Below are 17,448 nucleotides of genomic sequence, written 5' to 3'. Positions count from 1 at the left end.
TTGGGTCATTGGTCTACCAAGGAAGAACACAAGATGCGGATTGTTTCGATGATCTTGGCCATTGCAGTTGGCGCAGGATTGTATTTTTGGGTCATTGAACGTGAGTCGACTCTTGCCTTTATTGCCGAATTGACCGGCGGGGCGGAAACAGAAGTCGAGGAAGTCGCAGAGGAATTGGCCCCTGCGGAAACTGAGGATGCGGCTCAGGATACCGACGCGTTGATCAAGGTCGTTGTGCGCAAATCTCTTGCGCGCGAAATCGACAACGCGGTCACATTGCGTGGCCAGACACAAGCCGCCCGCGAAGTTGAAGTACGGGCCGAGACGTCATCCACCGTCATCTCTCCACCGCTGCGCAAGGGCGCGTTCGTCGAAGCGGGTGAATTGATGTGTCAACTTGATCCCGGGACCCGTGCATCCAGCCTTGCAGAGGCGCGGGCGCGTTTGGCCGAGGCCATCGCCAGCAAGGCCGAGGCCGAAAGCCGCGTACCCGAAGCCGAATCGCGGGTGATCGAGGCGCAGGCGCGCATTGATGAGGCAGTGGTCAACCAGAACGCGGCCCGCAGGCTGAGCGAGGGTGGTTTTGCTGCTGAGACGCGTGTGAAAAACGCCGAAGCAGCCCTTGCCGCCGCCGAAGCGAGCTTTGAAGGGGCCAAGGCCAGTGTAGTTGCCGCCAAATCCGGGCTTCAAAGTGCCGACGCCGCGATCGAAAGCGCGGCTGCATCCATCGCCACGGCAGAGAAGGAATTGGAACGGCTCGACATCCGTGCACCTTTCGCGGGTTTGCTGGAAAGCGACACGGCAGAGTTGGGTACGTTGCTGCAACCGGGATCGCTTTGCGCCACGATCATTCAACTTGATCCAATCAAGCTGGTTGCGTTTGCCCCCGAGACCGAAGTCGCGCGCGTAGCGGTCGGTGCCGCCGCCGGCGCGCGCCTCGCGGCTGGCGGCAGAGAGGTCACTGGAAAAGTTACATTCCTAAGCCGTTCTGCTGACGAAACCACCAGAACCTTCCGGGTTGAGATCGAAGTTCCGAACGCCGATCTGAGCATCCGTGACGGACAGACGGCAGAAATCGCCATCTCAGGCGCAGGGACCAACGCGCACTTGCTGCCCCCATCTGCGCTGACCCTGAGTGAAGATGGCGTGTTGGGCTTGCGGACGGTTGATGACGCTGGCCTTGTTGCTTTCAACCCGGTCAATGTCGTGCGCGATACCGCACAAGGTATTTGGCTGACCGGATTGGCTGATGAGGTCAATGTGATCGTCGTTGGACAGGAATTCGTGACAGCGGGCGTGACAGTCGCGCCCACTTATCAGGAGCAGACCCAATGACCGGTATCGTCGACTGGGCCGCGTCACGAGCGCGAATGGTTGTAGCCTTTATCTTCCTATCCATTCTTGCAGGCGGCTTGGCCTATGTCGTGCTGCCCAAGGAGGGTGAACCGGATATTGAAATCCCAACTTTGGTGATTTCACTGCCCTTCCCCGGCATCTCTGCCGCGGATTCGGAACAGTTGCTGATTCAGCCCATGGAAACCGAGTTGTCCGACCTTGACGGTTTGGATCGAATGACGTCCACAGCGGCCGAGGGCTACGCCAACATCGTGCTGGAGTTCGAGTTCGGTTGGGACAAGACTAAGGTTCTGGCTGACGTTCGTGATGCCATGGACAAGGCCGAAGCGGATTTCCCGGATGGGTTTGAACAATACACGGTCGATGAATTCAACTTCTCGGAATTCCCGATCATCATCATCAACCTGTCTGGCCCCGTCCCCGAACGCACAATTGCGCGGGTCGCAAAGGATTTGCAGGACGACATCGAGGGGCTTGATGCCGTTCTGGAAGCCAACCTTGTAGGCAACCGCGACGAGATGGTCGAAGTCCTGATCGATCCGCTGCGCCTTGAAGCCTACAACGTAACCGCTGGCGAATTGATCAATGTGGTTCAGAACAACAACCAGCTGATTGCAGCTGGCGAGATTGAAACTGCGCAAGGCGCATTTGCCGTCAAAATCCCGTCGTCCTTCGACGAGGCGCGCGACATTTATGAACTGCCGGTCAAGACGAACGGCGACCGCGTCGTAACTCTGGGTGATTTGGCCCAGATCAACCTGACATTCGAGGACCGCGACTCAACAGCCCGCTTCAACGGAAGCGACACCGTGGCCCTGCAAGTGGTCAAGCGGAAGGGGTTCAACCTGATTGACACCGCGAGCGAAGTGAAGGTGCTGGTTAATGAAAAGGCCGCTGAATGGCCTGAAGGATTGATTGCCGCCGTCGAGGTTGGCACGTCCAACGACATGAGCCGCGAGGTGGCATCGATGGTCGGTCAGCTTGAAGGGTCCGTCCTGACCGCGATTGCGTTGGTCATGATTGTCTCTCTTGCTTTCCTTGGACCGCGCGCCGCGACGCTTGTGGGCTTTGCCATTCCGACGTCGTTCCTGCTGTGCTTTGTGCTGCTGGCAATCATGGGGATTTCGATTTCGAACATCGTGATGTTCGGTCTGATCCTTGCCGTGGGTATGTTGGTCGACGGCGCCATCGTTGTTGTCGAGTACGCTGACAAGCGGCAGCAGGCCGGTGTCGGTCCGATGCGATCCTATGTCGAAGCCGCGAAACGGATGTTCTGGCCTGTTGTTTCATCTACAGCGACGACGCTTTGTGCGTTCCTGCCCATGCTGTTCTGGCCCGGCGTGCCAGGGGAATTCATGGGCATGCTGCCTGTAACGCTGATCTTTGTTCTGTCAGCATCACTGATCGTTGCTCTTGTGTATCTGCCTGTTATGGGCGGTGTTCTGGGTCGCATCATCCAGGCACTCGGCAATGCAAACATCAGTATCGCAGGCATGCCAATTTTGGCCCATCTGCTGTTTTTCTGTGTGGCGGCCGCAATGATGGCCGGTCTCACCGCCATTCCGCTGCTGCTTGAAGGTGCGGGCACCGCATTTGCCATGATGGACCAGCAAGAGATTTGGCGCTCCGTGCTGCCCACATTCCTTGATGTCTTCATGTTCGGGTTGGGCATGCTGATATTGGCCGCTCTGGGCTTTGCCGGCGCGATCATGGCGCTCCTGTCCGTCACGGCCTTGTTCCTGCGCTTGGGATTGGGTGTGAACTCGGGCGTTCGCAAGGTCTTTGGCACGCGTAACCGCAAAGTGCACGCGGGCTATCAGCGGTCGACGTTCGGTTATGTCATTCAAGGCATTGTCGGAAACCCGGTGATGCCGCTTGTGATGATTGGCGTTGTGTTTGTCTTTGTCGGCACCACGCTGATCTATTTCATCAACAACAACCGCGGCGTCGAGTTTTTCGTCGAGACGGAACCAGAGCAAGCCATTGTTTACGTGCTGGCGCGCGGGAACATGTCACTGGACGAAAAGGACGCGCTGCTGACGCAGGCCGAAGAGATTGTGCTGGGCCACCCAGGCATCAAGAGCGCCTTTGCCTTTGCGGGTGCGGGCGGGTTGAACGCCAATACCGGCGGAGCGCAATCGCCCCGTGACACTGTTGGTCAGATCCAGCTTGAAACCATAGCGTGGGAAGACCGCCCTGACGCCTCCGAACCCTGGTTTAACATCCCGTTCACTGACTACACGGTGATGCGCGAGATCAAGGCAGAGGATTTTGACGGCAACACCGTGCTGGACGAGTTGTCGGTCGAATTGGCACAGATACCGGGCATCCGGGCAGAGGTTTTTCCACTGTCACAAGGGCCGGCCTCGGCCAAGCCTGTGCATCTCAGGATCAAGGGGGACAATTGGGAGGACCTGGTGCAAGCCGCAGGTGCGGCGCGCGCGCAGTTCGATACCCTGCCCGGGTTGACGCGCATCGAAGATACACGCCCCCTGCCCGGCATCGACTGGCAGATCGACGTGGATGTTCAAAAGGCGGGCCGCTACGGGGCCGATGTGGCAACCGTGGGCGCAATGGTACAGTTGGTGACCCGTGGCCTGTTGCTGGACACGATGCGTGTCGACACGTCTGACGAAGAGATCGAGATCCGTGTCCGCTTGCCCGAGGATGATCGGGTGCTGTCCACGCTGGACACGCTGAAAGTGCGTACTGCGGATGGACTTGTTCCGCTTGCCAACTTCATCACTCGCACCCCCGTGGCCGAGCTGGCGCAGATCAGCCGTGTGGATCAAAAGCGCTATTTTGACGTGAAGGCGGATGTGCTGGATGGACTGCAGAAAGTGGTACGGACAGTGGACCAGGATGGTGCACAAGTTGAGCAGATCGTTGCAACCGTTCGACCGTCAAGCGATGCGGACCTGACGGCAAATGATCTGGACTACGGGATCTTTGCGGCAACGCCCGAAGGCCGGTCACTGGATCTGCAGGCTGGTCTGAATGCAGGTGAGTTCCGCCTGATCCCGGTCAATCCCAACGAGCGTATTGCAGAGTTGACCAAGTGGATCGACACCGCCCCCTTCCCGATCGGTATCGACAGCGAATGGACAGGTGACCAAGAAGATCAGGAGGAATCGGGTGCCTTCCTGATGCAGGCCTTTGCCGGTGCTCTGTTCTTGATGTTCATCATCCTGCTGGCGCAATTCAACTCGATCTACAACGCGCTGCTTGTTCTGGGCGCTGTGGTTCTTTCCACGGCAGGGGTGCTGATCGGTATGCTGGTGATGAACCAGCCGTTCTCGATTATCATGACCGGCACGGGCATCGTCGCGCTTGCGGGGATCGTGGTGAACAACAACATCGTGCTGATCGACACCTATCAGGAGTACGAGAAGTACATGCCGCGGATCGAGGCCATCATCCGCACGGCGCAGGACCGTATCCGACCAGTGCTGCTGACAACGGTCACCACTATGGCTGGTCTTGCCCCGATGATGTTCGGCCTGTCGCTCGACTTTGGTGGCGGCGGCTATACCATCGACAGCCCCACTGCGCTGTGGTGGAAGCAGTTGGCCACGGCAGTTGTCTTTGGCCTTGGCATTGCGACGGTGCTGACCTTGGTTGTCACCCCCTCACTGCTCGCAATTCGGGTCTGGATCGTCACATATGTGCGTTGGATCAGCCAATTGCTGGCCAAACTGTCAATGGGCCGCGCCAGCCGGGCTGCACGGGACTGGGCGTTGACACGAGACACGCGCACGGTCGGCAACCACGAACTGGTCTGGGATTTCGGTGACGAACCAAGCCACGCCGAGGCGACGCTGTCACAGGCATCGCTTGGGGCTACGTCGCTGAAGGCCGCGGAGTAAGTTCAAAAGGAAACTGTCGGTGGCAGGTGTTCGAATGCCACCGACACGACATTCTTTCGCCGGAGTCGTGATCCTTATTGCCCGCATCACGTGTGGGAGTATTTTCATGTTCCGATTGATCTACCGACAACGACTTTGCCATCTGTTTGGTGCTTTTTTGCTGCGTTGACAGCTTCCAGCTTTGCCGTTCAGCCGGTCACTGACACAGATCGCTGCGAGATCACGCTGACACTCAAACGGCAATCTCTGCTGATCTGGGAAGGGCTGCTCATGTGGTTCGACGCGCTGGGTGATCAAGCGGACCACATGTGCGCCGAATGTAACGACGGATGGGACTGGAGCATGGCGAGCACGTTCCGACGTCAGGCCTTGGCCTTGTTATAATGCGCCGATCAGGTGGGTGCCTCATCCGCCTGCTGGCGATACCACAGCTGGGCATATCGACCATCCTTCGCCAGCAGTTCGTCATGGGTGCCGGTTTCGACAATCTCGCCCTGCTCCAGAACAATGATCCGGTCGGCCTCGGCAATGGTGCTGAGGCGATGGGCGATGGTCAGCACCGTGCGGCCCTGCCCTGCCGCATGCAACGCGTCCTTGATATCCTGCTCCGTCTCGGTGTCGAGCGCGCTTGTCGCTTCGTCCAGCAGCAGGATGGGCGGGTTCTTGAGCAGGGTCCGGGCAATGCCGACACGCTGCTTTTCGCCGCCAGATAGCTTCAGGCCCCGTTCGCCCACGGTCGTGTCATAACCTTCGGGCAGTGCATGAATGAAATCGTGGATCTGGGCGGCTTTGGCAGCGGCTTCGATCTCGTCGTGGGTGGCGTTGTCGCGCCCGTAGGCGATGTTGTATCGGATCGTGTCGTTGAACAGCACGGTGTCCTGCGGCACGACACCAATGGCTGCATGCAGGCTGTCTTGCGTGACATCGCGCACGTCCTGTCCGTCGATCCGAAGTGCCCCGGCACCCACATCATAGAAACGGAACAAGAGCCGACCGATGGTCGACTTGCCCGAGCCGGTAGAGCCTACGATTGCGACCTGCTGCCCCGGCTCCGCCGCAACGGAAACGCCCTTGAGAATGGGTCGCGCCGGATCGTAACCGAAATGCACATCATCCAATTCAATACGCCCACCCGTGACGTTCAGGGCCTTGGCGTTTGGAGCATCCACGACCTCGGCAGGTTGTTCCAACAGATCGAACATCTCACCCATATCCACAAGCGCCTGCCTGATCTCGCGGTAGACCGTACCAAGGAAGTTGAGCGGCATGGTGATCTGGATCATGTAGGCGTTCACCATGACGAAATCGCCGACAGTCAGCGTGCCATTCTGAACACCGATGGCTGCCATGACCATCACACCGACAAGGCCGGATGTAATAATGACGGACTGACCGAAATTGAGAAACGCGAGCGAATAGCTGGTCTTGAGCGCCGCAGTCTCGTACCCTTCCATTGCCTTGTCGTAGCGGCCAGCTTCGCGTGCTTCGGCGCCAAAATACTTGACCGTTTCGAAGTTGAGCAGACTATCGATAGCTTTTTGGTTGGCGTCGGTATCTTGCTCGTTCATGACCCGCCGCAGCTTCACCCGCCACTCAGTCACCGCAAATGTGAACCAGACATAGAGGCCAATAGTCACGGCTACGACGACCAGATACCAAATATCGAACAGGATGGTCAGCACGACCCCGATCAGCAGAAGCTCCAGGATCAGCGGCCCAATTGAGAATAGAAGGAAGCGTAGTAGAAATTCGACCCCTTTTACGCCCCGTTCGATGATGCGGCTCAGCCCCCCGGTCTTGCGTGTGATGTGATAACGCATCGACAAGCGGTGGATGTGCTGGAATGTCTCCAGCGCCAACATGCGCAAGGCACGTTGGGCCACGCGAGCAAAGATGGCGTCCCGCAGCTGCTGAAAGCCAACGTTCATCAGGCGCGCCACGCCATAGGCCACGGTCAAACCGATGGCACCCAGCGCAAGATCGGAAACGCCTTCGCCCCCCAGCACGTTCACGGCATCGCGGTAGAGGATGGGCGTGTACACCGACACCAGTTTGGACAGCACCAACGCCAGCATCGCGAGTACAACACGTTGCTTTACCCAAGGCTTGTCAGCTGGCCAAAGGTACGGTGCGACCTTGCGGATTGTGCGCATCCCCGAGCTGCGCTCGACTTGGCTCACATCCTGATTCGGATCATTGGACGGCGTTGTCGGATCGGCGGGTGTAGCCGAGGCCGAAGTGTCTGCGGGCATAGAAAAGCATTCCTGAGGTTCAGGTCTGACTATTTAGGACACTGATGCCTGACTTGCCAGCGTCAGAGCGCCAGTAGTGATTAATTCGGTAGGGCAAATACCTGACCAGGGAAAATCAGGTCCGGATTGCGGATGCGGTCGCGGTTGGCTTCAAACACCTGCACATAAAGCGTTCCTTCGCCATAACGGTCGCGGGCGATAGCCCAAAGCGTGTTGCCTGCTTGAACAGTGATCTGCGTCGCTGGTGTGTCCTCACCGTCAGCTTCCGCCAAAACCTCAGGATCTTCGCGTCGAAACGGTGTTTCAACCCGGCTTGTCACCTGTCCGGCGTCATTAAGCTCGTCCACGCGCAGCGTGTAGGTGCCCTTGTCGATCTCAGGCAGTTCACCTTTCCATCTGCCATCTTCGCTGACGTCGATATCGGCAACAGGCGTGTTGTTGACATAGACCCTGACAGCCTCTGCCTCGGATTGCGCGCGCCCGGCAAGTTCCACATCGCCGGTGTCAGAATAGCTGATGCTGTCCAGCGCGATGTTGTCCAGCGCCTCGGGCGCAACGTTGCCCAAAACCTCCACACCTTCGGCGGTCGATTTGAGAACGGTCACTTGGGTCTCAGGTTCCGAAGCGCTTGCGCCTGTCTCCGCTGAAACGGAGGTTACCGCGTTGCTGTCATCGGGCGCCACCTCATCGGATACCGGTATCTGCGGTTCCTGAAAAGGTTCAACCTGAGCAATGTCTTCGCTGGGCGCTGCGGTGGATGCCGGTGCTGTGATCGCTCCTGCGACATCGGCCTCAACAGGCGTCTGCTCGGCCACCGAAAACGTTGACTGGTCTGTGGGTTCGGCTGCAACCACGTCCTCGGTCTGAGGTTGCTCCGGCGCGCTTTCGGCTTCGGCCAAAGCTTCGGGTGCCGCAGGTTCTGCTGATTTGGGCGTGGGTTGCGCTTGCGGGGCGAGGATCACCTCGTCCACCGATGCGATCTCATCCTGACCAACACGTTGGACGACCGTCAACACTTGCGTCTTCGGGCTTGGTGGAAGGATGGTGATTGCTGCAAAGCTGCCGCCATCATCCGTTGTTGTTTCCGTGTTTTCAGTCCCATCCAAAAACACGGCCACCTTGCTTCCAGGGGCCGCACGACCAGCGATCACCATCAGCCCGTCTGGTTCGATCCTCACCTCGTCAATAGAAGGCGGATCGGGTTGCAAAAGCTCTTTTGGTTCTGGAGCGGCCGCCGGCTGCACTTCAGTTGTTTGTTCGACATCGGTCGTTTCAGTGACAACAGTCTGCGGTGCTTGAACCGTGTCAGATCGGTTCGCGTTGATGTACAGCCCAGCCCCGACTGCCACCGCAACTACGACAATCACAGTACCCGCCAAGGCGCCGTTCGATCCGGCAAATGCCGACCATTTGGACATGTTCACCCTTTCCACCGCACCGGTTGGCCCGGTTTCGTTGCGCTTGCATAACAGGCAGCGCTATAGCGGTCAAAAGAACGGCGTCACAAAACCTTCACTTTCGCGCGCCCGTTACAGGAGCACCACATGTCCCCATTTTCCGTCTGCGTCTACTGTGGCTCGCGCCCTGGCAATACCCCCAGCTACACAACCGAAGCCGAAGCCCTTGGCGCCGGGATTGCTGAACGAGGATGGCAGCTTGTGTATGGCGCGGGCGACGTGGGGCTGATGGGATCGGTTGCGCGCGCCGCACAGGCGGGCGGCGCTGATACGTTTGGCGTCATCCCTCGCCATCTGGTCGATTGGGAGGTCGGCAAGACCGACCTGACCCGATACGTCGTGACCGAAACGATGCACGAGCGCAAAAAGGTCATGTTCATGAACTGCGATGCCGTCGTTGTGCTACCCGGAGGCGCGGGGTCGCTGGACGAGCTGTTTGAAGTGCTGACGTGGCGACAACTTGGGTTGCATGAAAAGCCGGTCGTGCTGGTCAACGTGGGCGGCTATTGGGATCCGCTCATTGCGCTGCTGGATCACGTGGTCGCCGGCGGGTTTGCCGACGCATCGCTGCTGGGCTACTTCGAAGTGACCGACAGCGCGGAGAATACATTGTCTGCGCTTTCCAAGACAGCAAGGTAAAACAAAAAAGGCCAATCTGTGTGATCGGCCTTTTTATTCGTTCAATACGTACCGGCTTACATCCGGCTGGCGACATTTTCCCAGTTCACCAGGTTGTCCAGGAAGTTGGTCAGGTAGGCCGGCCGTTTGTTGCGGAAGTCGATATAGTACGAGTGTTCCCACACATCGCAGCCCAGAAGCGCTGTCTGACCAAAGCACAATGGGTTCACACCGTTTTCGGTTTTTGTGATCGCCAGACTGCCGTCTTTTTCTTTGACAAGCCACGCCCAGCCAGAGCCAAACTGCCCGGCACCAGCTGCAGAAAACTGTTCTTTGAACCCATCAACCGAGTCAAAGTTTTCAGTCAGCGCCTTTTCCAACTCGCCGGGCATCGCACTGTCGCCGGGGCCCATCATCTCCCAGAACTGGTTGTGGTTCCAGAGCTGGCTGATGTTGTTGAAAATGCCGTTCTGCGCCACGGCGTTCGCATCATAGGAGCCGACAATGATTTCTTCGAGCGACTTGCCAGCCCATTCTGTGCCTTCAATGGCCTTGTTGCCATTCACAACATAGGCGTTGTGGTGCAAGTCGTGGTGATACTCCAGCGTTTCCTTGGACATGCCCTTGGATGCAAGTGCATCGTGAGCATAGGGAAGGTCGGGAAGTTCAAAAGCCATGGGGGCCCCCTCGTTTTCGTATTTCAGTCTGCTCCCTGACAGATTGTGCGGAATGCTGCAAGTTCAAGGCGAAGGTGTACGAAATGTCTGTACTGCTTACGATCCCAACAAAGACCGACCTGAAGAAACCACGCAAGTGCCGTCACCAAAGGGGCGATTGTCGAACCCGCTAACACGCGCACGCATGCTAAAACCCTTGTCGCGCGGACGATACTGCAAGGTGTAGTCAAGGTTGAAGCTCTGTGAGCCCGACTTGAGATTGTCCACTTCCCACTTAAGTCGGTACTGCCCGTTGCCAAGCACTTCGAAGTCAGCTGCGATTGGCTTTTCGTAGACATACATGACGATCCCGTCAGCGACAGCCGCCTGCCCGGTGTCCAGATTAACGGAGAAAATGACGCGATCCTGAATGAACCCCCGCCCTTCTAGTGAAGCCACCGAACAATCGTATGTCGTTGTTTGTGCAAAAGCCGCAGGAGCAGTCAGAGCCAGCGCCACAATCGCCGCTTTCAAAGTATTACGCTTCACAACTTAAAATCCTTATGTTTCCGTTGATGATTGATAGCGGTTCAAACAATTCACAGCTAACAAGACTTGGATCGCCCGACGGCAATGAATGCGTCCTATAAACGCTTGTGCCAATCATTGTTACCGGCATCACCCCACTCGGTGAATTATTCAATTTTGCAGGTGCCGCGTCCCTGCACGGTATTGTCGGCGGCAAAAATGTTACCCCGTACGTAAACCTGTTTAGTGCTGATGTCGATTGTAGCACGGTAGCTTACCCTTGCAGGCGTACTCGTGGTTGGGATACCGCTGACAACCCATTGCAAACGATACTTTTCGCCTGCCATCTTTTTGACCTTGGCTTCGATGGGTTCACCATGCACCTCGTGAACGAACACATCGTAAACCAAAGCGCTTTGCTGTCCTGGCACCAGCTCAAATGCCAAAACCGGCGAAACAAAGGAATTGCGCACCGCCTTGATCTCACAAACATACTGTTCCGCAACAGCAGTTGTCGCGATTCCAAACATAGCTGCCACAGCCAAAAACAAAGACTTCACATCACACTCTTTTATTAGATTCATGAAAGTCTTTTAAATATGATATCTGTGCTGTGATCCAGATTAAAAACAATCAATGTCTGATCCGCTTGCAGACGCTGTTTTTAATAAATCGTAAACGTATTGGGCTTGAGATCGGAAACAGACGATTCGGAGGCGGTCTGAATCGTGCAACCAAAAGGCAGCCGGTACCTGCGCCATACGCGTGCGTCGAAACATGCCTGACGTGAATTGATCCCGGGCAAGATCCACCGGCACCAATTTGGCAAGCACTTCGCGGGCGTGAGAACCAGCCAAGTCAAACACAGCGCGCGCGTCGGACACGTCGACAACCAGGCTGTGCACCGCACCAAGAATAGTCTGCATCTTTTCCAAATTGGTGGATACACTGCCATAGGGGCACAACACCAATACTTCGTCCGGTGACATCCAGCAGATACCGCGATCTTCAACACAGTTAGCCTGTCCCTGTCCTGGCATATCCACACCAGCCGCACCGGTTGCTGCCTTCTTGACCTTCGGGTCGGTCAGTGAACCACGCAACGTGATCATACCTTGCAATGGCACCTCGGTAACCGTTGCGATACCTTGGTCCCATGTGACGCCATTCAATGCGCTGACAGCCTTAGACATTCTGCTTCTCCCCGTCCGGGTCGTAGAAGACCGGGCTGACAATCCTGGCCTTGTAGGTCGTGCCATCGGTGCCGGGGAAATCGATCACGTCACCCATACGGTCCGGCCCGTGCAGAACAAGACCCATGGCGATCCCTTTGTTCAGGTTCGGCGAATGATAGGATGACGTCACCCGCCCTTGCATGTTGCGCTGCCCGTTTTCGTTGGAGCCATTGGCAACCGCGTAGGCACCATCCGGCAGAACAGAGCCGTCCAGTGTTTCAAGGCCCACCAGTTTCCAGCGCTCTGGATCAGTCATATGCGTGCGTTCCTGTGCGCGCTTGCCAAGATAGTCTTCTTTCTTCTTGGACAGTGCCCAATGCAAACCCAGGTCCTGCGGGATGACGGTTCCGTCCGTCTCGTCCCCGATCATGATGAAGCCCTTTTCGGCCCGCAAAATGTGCAGTGCTTCAGTACCATACGGCATGACACCCAGATCAACACCAACCGCCATGAGCGCATCCCAGAAGGCCTGTCCTTCCGAGGCGCGCACCGCAATCTCGTAGCTGAGCTCCCCGGAAAAGGAGATGCGGTAGGCACGCACGTCGAAACCGCCAAGCGTGCCGTCGGCCCACTCCATAAAGCCCAGACCTTCGGCGGAAACATCCATACCACCGAGCGCCTCAAGCGCCTTGCGCGCGTTCGGGCCGACCACCGCAACCTGCGCGTATTGCTCGGTCACATTGGCGACATAGACCTGCATGTCCCACCATTCGGTCTGAAGCCATTCTTCCATGTGGCCGTGGATGCGTTCGGCTCCCCCGTAGTGGTGTGACAAAGAAACGTATCGTCATCGATCCGCGCCACAACGCCATCGTCTATGAGAAAGCCATTTTCGCTACACATCAGCCCATAGCGACATTTGCCGGGTTTCAGCGTGCTCATCATATTCGTGTAGAGCATGTCGAGGAATTTGCCCGCATCGGGCCCTTTGACAACGAGCTTACCGAGCGTTGATGCATCAAGAAGCCCGAGATTTTCTCTCACATTCCGCGTCTCGCGCATGACCGCATCATGCGCGGTTTCCCCGTTGCGAACATAAGCGTACGGGCGGCGCCAGTGGCCTACCGGTTCCCAATCAGCCCCATTTTTATCGTGCCATTCATGCATCGGTGTGCGGCGTATGGGTTGGAATACTGTGCCCCGCGCTTCCCCCGCAATCGCCCCCATTGAAATTGGCGTATATGGCGGCCGGAAGGTGGTTGTACCTGTCTGGGGAATGGGTTGATTAAGCGCATCAGAAAGGATCGCAAGACCATTGATGTTACTCAGTTTTCCCTGATCCGTTGCCATGCCCAACGTTGTGTATCTCTTGGCATGCTCGACGCTTTCAAATCCTTCCTGCGCCGCCAGTTGCACGTCCGAGACTTTGACATCGTTTTGATAATCAAGCCATGCTTTCCCTCGTAGGGCTGCACCTGCGCCTTGGGGCATCAGCCATACGGGTGCCATGGCGGCCTCTTCCACACTGCTTGCGTCCGGTGCCGAGACCTTTCCTGGCTTGTGCCCTGTGGCACGCGCCGCCGCATGCCCCATCGCATGCGCGTCACCAACCAGCTCAGACAATCCGAAGTGTCCGTTTGCTGACCCAGCCGGGCTGACAAACGCGCTACCGTCCGCGCCCGTCGGTGCTTTATCCACATCCGGACGGAACATGGCGAAATCGTTGTCCCAGAGCAGTTTGCCACCGCAGTGCGACCACAGGTGGACAACGGGTGACCAGCCGCCCGACATAGCGACTGCGTCGCACGCGATTTCTTCCAGTACGGCGCCCTCGCCCGCCTGCGAACACACGGCAACACCGGTGACCCGTTTGCCGCCCAGAACCTTGGATACACCATGGCCCATCAAGACACGGATTCCAGCCGCTTGTGCCTCGGCGATCAGCGGGCTGTCGACCGGCAGCACGCGCGCATCAAGTATGGCGGCAACGTCCAGTCCAGCGGCTTTCAAAGCGCTTGCGGTGCGATATGCGTCATCATTGTTCGTCACGATGACGGTCCGGTCGCCCGGGCTGACACCGTAATTCACGACATAATCCCGCACCGCGGATGCCAGCATCACACCGGGGATGTCGTTGCCAGCAAATGACAGCGGGCGTTCAATTGCGCCGGTGGCTGTAACCACGTGCCCTGCCCTGATGCGCCACAGCCGATGACGTGGGCCATCCAACTCGGGAGCATGGTCGGTCAGGCGCTCGTAACCCAAAACATATCCGTGGTCATAGACCCCTGCCCCCATCAGGCGCGTGCGCATCGTGACATTTGGCATGGCCTTCAACTCAGACACGAGTTCGTCCACCACGTTATCCACAGGTTTGCCGTCAACTTCGCCACCATCAACCGGTGCGCGACCACCCCAATGTGCGGTTTGCTCGACAAGCAGGACGCGCGCACCGGTCTTGGCCGCCGAACGTGCAGCGATCAGACCTGCAATTCCGCCGCCCACGACAAGCACATCACAAAACGCGTGAAAGTGCTCATAGGTGTCCTGATCACGGCCTTTGGGGGCCTGCCCAAGTCCAGCGGCCTGACGGATGAATGGCTCGTAGACGTGCTTCCACAGCGGACGCGGATGGATGAACATCTTGTAATAAAAACCAGCCGGCATGAAGCGCGACAGCTTGGCGTTGATCGCCCCCATATCGAATTCCAAGCTCGGCCAATGGTTTTGCGACGTGGCAAGCAACCCCTCGAACAGCTCCGTTGTCGTGGCACGCTGGTTCGGCTCGAACTTGCCCTCGACACCAAGGTTGACCAGCGCATTCGGTTCTTCGGGCCCAGCGGCGACAATACCGCGCGGCCGATGGTACTTGAAGGATCGACCAACCAGCATCTGGTCATTGGCCAGAAGGGCGGAGGCAAGCGTATCGCCCTCGAACCCGCGCATCTGCTGCCCGTTGAAAGTGAAACGAACGGCCTTGTCCTTGTTCAGAAGGCGACCGCCTGTGGCGAGACGTGTGCTCATATGTGGGCCTCATCGCGGCGGCAGGCGTCGGAGCCTCCGGCGGTGGTATTTTCAGTCAGAAGAAACAGGGTCACGAAAACGCCTTCCATGACCAGCTGGGGCGCTTTTTTGCTGATCTTGTCGCAGATCTCTTTCGGAGGTTCGGCAACTTGCGCGGAATAGGTGCCAAAGACTTCGAGCGTTGTCGTGCATCGGGCAGCGTGGAACCACTTGCCACAGCCATAGGCATGGCGCCAGCGCTCGAAATGCACACCCTTGGGGTTTTCGCGCATGAACAGATACTCTTCGAAGTCACCATCCGATGACCCGGGGCCGAAACGTTTCAGGTGCGCCTCGCCTCCGGCATGGAATTCGGTCTCTTCTCCAGTCTGGCCACAATTGGGGCAGGTCAGGATCAGCATTGGCGCACTCCGATCATTGGAGCGGACACGCAAAAGGCGGACGTCTGAAGACGCCCGCCTGATGCGGTCCGAATAGTTTGGGAGGGGTTATTCGGTTGGCATCGCCGTACCTGTTGTCCCGGTCGTTTCGGTTGCCGCCGGTGTGATGGCATTTTGTGTTGGGCCGCCTTCACCACCGCCCGAGCCGATGGAGCCAAGCAGTGCAAGAAGTGCCACAACAGCGACAATGACCGCGAATGAGATAAGGAGCCCGCGGCCTGACACGCCGTCGCCACGATGGATGTTCGGGTTTGGATAGTCTGACATGTGTAAGCCTCCGTTCTATGGGCTTCTATGTCATCACGTGGATACGCTGGCGCAATACCTGGGACCTTGGGTACGGAAAACGGGCTGAGCACAGCCGGTTTGCCCCCAATAGAACGGCTGCATCCCGCCTGTTTTGCGATTTTTCGTGACGCAGCGGTCGTTTCTGTGCAAATGTCAACTAAAGTTGACAGGAGATCATTATGGATCACACGACTGGCGCCATCCTGGTCTTTGGCGCGATTGCTGCGGGCGCAATCATCATGTTTGTTCTCGAGCGGCGTGCGGCCGCCAAACGGCTGGAAGCGCGCGGCGGAAGAGAGATTGATGTCGCCAACCTGATCGCCTTCGGGTCGGCCGCAGGCGAAGGGAAGAAGACGCACGAATGATGTGCAAGACGGATTGAGCAAGCCTCGCCAAAAATCTGCACCTGACTTTTGCATAACTTGCTGCATCAATGGGCCACCCCGGCGGCCACGCTCTCATCAATGAACCGCCCCTCACGGAACCGGTCCAGTCCGAACTCATCGGTCAGCGGTGATCGCCCCTTGGCCATCAGTTCGGCCATAGCCCAGCCTGATCCCGGGATCGCCTTGAACCCGCCCGTGCCCCAGCCGCAATTGATGAACACACCATCCACCGGCGTGGTCGACAGGATGGGAGAACGGTCGCCCGTCACATCCACGATGCCGCCCCACTGACGCAGCATCTTGAGACGTGAAATCATGGGGAATGTTTCGATCAGCGCGCGCACCGTTTCCTCGATATGGTGGAACGAACCACGCTGCGTGTAGTTGTTGTATCCGTCGGTACCACCGCCGATCACCATCTCGCCCTTGTCGGACTGGCTCATGTAGCCATGAACCGTGTTGGCCATGACCACCACGTCCATACAGGGTTTGATCGGTTCGGACACCAAAGCCTGAAGTGCAACGGATTCGATGGGCAGACGGAAGCCCGCCATGTCGGCCAGATGCCCCGAGTGCCCTGCAACGACGACACCCAACTTGTCACAATCAATAGCGCCCTTGGATGTATCGACGCCAACGACCTTACCACCCTCTCGCCGGATCGCCGTTACTTCGCATTTTTGGATCACGTCCATGCCCATGTCCGAACAGGCACGGGCATAGCCCCAAGCTACGGCATCATGGCGGGCCGTGCCACCGCGGGCTTGCCAGAGGCCACCCATGACGGGGTAACGCGGGCCATCGAGATGGATAATCGGCACCAGTTCCTTGACCTTTTCAGGACCGATGAACTCAGTCTTCACACCCTGCAGTGCATTGGCATGGGCCGTGCGCTGATAACCACGCACCTCATGATGGGTCTGGGCCAGCATGATGACGCCACGCGGGCTGAACATGACGTTGTAGTTCAGGTCCTGGCTCATCGTCTCGTAAAGCGACCGCGCCTTCTCGTAGATCGCAGCCGACGGATCCTGCAGGTAGTTCGAACGGATGATCGTTGTATTCCGCCCGGTGTTGCCGCCCCCAAGCCAACCTTTCTCAAGGATAGCAACGTTCGTGATCCCGAAATTCTTTCCGAGGTAGTAGGCTGTCGCCAGACCGTGCCCACCTGCCCCAACAATGATCACATCGTATTTCTTCTTTGGCTCGGGCGCGCGCCACGCGCTCCCACCCGGTGTGGTAACGCGCGGCCTCTCGGGCAATGGCAAAGGCAGAGTATCGTTTCATGGGCAGCCGTCCGGACTGTGGAATCGCAAAGCGTATACGTGCGGTTTTAATCGCCTTTGTGTCCGAAAAAGGGGTCGCGCTGGCGGCGTTTTTTGACGGATTTGCGACACATGTC

At 57.7% G+C, this 17,448-nt stretch carries 12 protein-coding genes and 3 pseudogenes; 5 read left to right on the top strand and 10 right to left on the bottom strand.

Features of this window, described 5'->3' with window-relative positions:
• Positions 1 to 33 precede the first annotated feature (33 nt).
• The 3 genes from ACZ1HN_RS11865 (at position 34) to ACZ1HN_RS11855 (ending at position 5,606) form a co-directional block, all read left to right on the top strand.
• Positions 34 to 1,335 carry an efflux RND transporter periplasmic adaptor subunit gene (locus ACZ1HN_RS11865; protein WP_472727647.1) on the top strand — a complete coding sequence of 434 codons (1,302 nt, stop codon included), beginning with the start codon at positions 34 to 36 and terminating at the stop codon, positions 1,333 to 1,335.
• Complete coding sequence (locus tag ACZ1HN_RS11860; RefSeq protein WP_472727646.1) at positions 1,332 to 5,222, top strand: efflux RND transporter permease subunit; 3,891 nt, start codon at positions 1,332 to 1,334, stop codon at positions 5,220 to 5,222. The genes ACZ1HN_RS11865 and ACZ1HN_RS11860 overlap by 4 nt, the downstream gene beginning before the upstream one ends.
• A 165-nt stretch (positions 5,223 to 5,387) precedes the next feature.
• Positions 5,388 to 5,606, top strand: coding sequence for a hypothetical protein (locus tag ACZ1HN_RS11855; RefSeq protein ID WP_472727645.1), 219 nt, complete (start codon positions 5,388 to 5,390; stop codon positions 5,604 to 5,606).
• An 8-nt stretch (positions 5,607 to 5,614) separates the two neighbouring features.
• On the opposite strand, the gene ACZ1HN_RS11850 is transcribed toward ACZ1HN_RS11855, so the two are convergent.
• Both ACZ1HN_RS11850 and ACZ1HN_RS11845 read right to left on the bottom strand, forming a co-directional pair.
• Positions 5,615 to 7,474 carry an ABCB family ABC transporter ATP-binding protein/permease gene (locus ACZ1HN_RS11850; protein WP_472727643.1) on the bottom strand — a complete coding sequence of 620 codons (1,860 nt, stop codon included), beginning with the start codon at positions 7,472 to 7,474 and terminating at the stop codon, positions 5,615 to 5,617.
• Positions 7,475 to 7,554: 80 nt separating this feature from the next.
• The gene (locus tag ACZ1HN_RS11845) at positions 7,555 to 8,892 is read right to left on the bottom strand and encodes a LysM peptidoglycan-binding domain-containing protein (protein WP_472727642.1); all 1,338 of its coding nucleotides are present in this window, start codon (positions 8,890 to 8,892) and stop codon (positions 7,555 to 7,557) included.
• Between the two features lie 126 nt (positions 8,893 to 9,018).
• Between ACZ1HN_RS11845 and ACZ1HN_RS11840 the strand changes: the two genes are divergently transcribed.
• Positions 9,019 to 9,570 (top strand): LOG family protein, encoded by a 552-nt coding sequence (locus ACZ1HN_RS11840; RefSeq protein WP_472727641.1) that lies wholly within the window; start codon positions 9,019 to 9,021, stop codon positions 9,568 to 9,570.
• Between the two features lie 56 nt (positions 9,571 to 9,626).
• Here the strand turns inward: ACZ1HN_RS11840 and ACZ1HN_RS11835 are convergent, their stop codons facing one another.
• The 7 genes and pseudogenes from ACZ1HN_RS11835 to ACZ1HN_RS11805 all read right to left on the bottom strand — a co-directional run bounded on the left by ACZ1HN_RS11835 (position 9,627) and on the right by ACZ1HN_RS11805 (position 15,639).
• Positions 9,627 to 10,226 (bottom strand): superoxide dismutase, encoded by a 600-nt coding sequence (locus ACZ1HN_RS11835; RefSeq protein ID WP_472727640.1) that lies wholly within the window; start codon positions 10,224 to 10,226, stop codon positions 9,627 to 9,629.
• A gap of 96 nt (positions 10,227 to 10,322) precedes the next feature.
• Positions 10,323 to 10,754: a hypothetical protein gene (locus ACZ1HN_RS11830; RefSeq protein WP_472727639.1), complete on the bottom strand. Its 432-nt coding sequence runs from the start codon at positions 10,752 to 10,754 to the stop codon at positions 10,323 to 10,325.
• A gap of 146 nt (positions 10,755 to 10,900) precedes the next feature.
• A complete protein-coding gene (locus ACZ1HN_RS11825) occupies positions 10,901 to 11,317 on the bottom strand; it encodes a hypothetical protein (protein WP_472727638.1) in 417 nt (138 codons plus the stop codon).
• 39 nt (positions 11,318 to 11,356) lie between these two features.
• Positions 11,357 to 11,905, bottom strand: coding sequence for a sarcosine oxidase subunit gamma (locus ACZ1HN_RS11820; protein WP_472727637.1), 549 nt, complete (start codon positions 11,903 to 11,905; stop codon positions 11,357 to 11,359).
• A 13-nt stretch (positions 11,906 to 11,918) separates the two neighbouring features.
• A pseudogene (locus tag ACZ1HN_RS11815) lies at positions 11,919 to 14,932 on the bottom strand (sarcosine oxidase subunit alpha family protein).
• A gap of 70 nt (positions 14,933 to 15,002) precedes the next feature.
• Positions 15,003 to 15,333: pseudogene (locus tag ACZ1HN_RS11810) on the bottom strand (sarcosine oxidase subunit delta).
• An 87-nt stretch (positions 15,334 to 15,420) separates the two neighbouring features.
• The gene (locus tag ACZ1HN_RS11805) at positions 15,421 to 15,639 is read right to left on the bottom strand and encodes a hypothetical protein (protein ID WP_472727636.1); all 219 of its coding nucleotides are present in this window, start codon (positions 15,637 to 15,639) and stop codon (positions 15,421 to 15,423) included.
• Positions 15,640 to 15,839: 200 nt separating this feature from the next.
• Between ACZ1HN_RS11805 and ACZ1HN_RS11800 the strand changes: the two genes are divergently transcribed.
• Entirely contained in the window at positions 15,840 to 16,025 is a 186-nt protein-coding gene (locus ACZ1HN_RS11800) for a hypothetical protein (protein WP_299206784.1), read from the top strand.
• A 65-nt stretch (positions 16,026 to 16,090) separates the two neighbouring features.
• Here ACZ1HN_RS11800 and ACZ1HN_RS11795 read toward each other — a convergent pair.
• Positions 16,091 to 17,333 (bottom strand): annotated as a pseudogene (locus tag ACZ1HN_RS11795) (sarcosine oxidase subunit beta family protein).
• Positions 17,334 to 17,448: the final 115 nt, after the last annotated feature.

It is taken from the genome of Tateyamaria sp. GN1-10 (genome assembly GCF_055693845.1).
The sequence above is the reverse complement of the archived record's forward strand: the minus strand, read 5'-3'. Positions and strand labels throughout refer to the sequence as shown.

Bases quoted from the DNA above. Each gene is read 5' to 3' on its own strand.
- ACZ1HN_RS11845 (WP_472727642.1), bottom strand. From the start codon at position 8,892: ATGTCCAAATGGTCGGCATTTGCCGGATCGAACGGCGCCTTGGCGGGT.
- ACZ1HN_RS11850 (WP_472727643.1), bottom strand. From the start codon at position 7,474: ATGCCCGCAGACACTTCGGCCTCGGCTACACCCGCCGATCCGACAACG.
- ACZ1HN_RS11865 (WP_472727647.1), top strand. From the start codon at position 34: ATGCGGATTGTTTCGATGATCTTGGCCATTGCAGTTGGCGCAGGATTG.
- ACZ1HN_RS11805 (WP_472727636.1), bottom strand. From the start codon at position 15,639: ATGTCAGACTATCCAAACCCGAACATCCATCGTGGCGACGGCGTGTCA.
- ACZ1HN_RS11840 (WP_472727641.1), top strand. From the start codon at position 9,019: ATGTCCCCATTTTCCGTCTGCGTCTACTGTGGCTCGCGCCCTGGCAAT.
- ACZ1HN_RS11800 (WP_299206784.1), top strand. From the start codon at position 15,840: ATGGATCACACGACTGGCGCCATCCTGGTCTTTGGCGCGATTGCTGCG.
- ACZ1HN_RS11835 (WP_472727640.1), bottom strand. From the start codon at position 10,226: ATGGCTTTTGAACTTCCCGACCTTCCCTATGCTCACGATGCACTTGCA.
- ACZ1HN_RS11860 (WP_472727646.1), top strand. From the start codon at position 1,332: ATGACCGGTATCGTCGACTGGGCCGCGTCACGAGCGCGAATGGTTGTA.
- ACZ1HN_RS11825 (WP_472727638.1), bottom strand. From the start codon at position 11,317: ATGAATCTAATAAAAGAGTGTGATGTGAAGTCTTTGTTTTTGGCTGTG.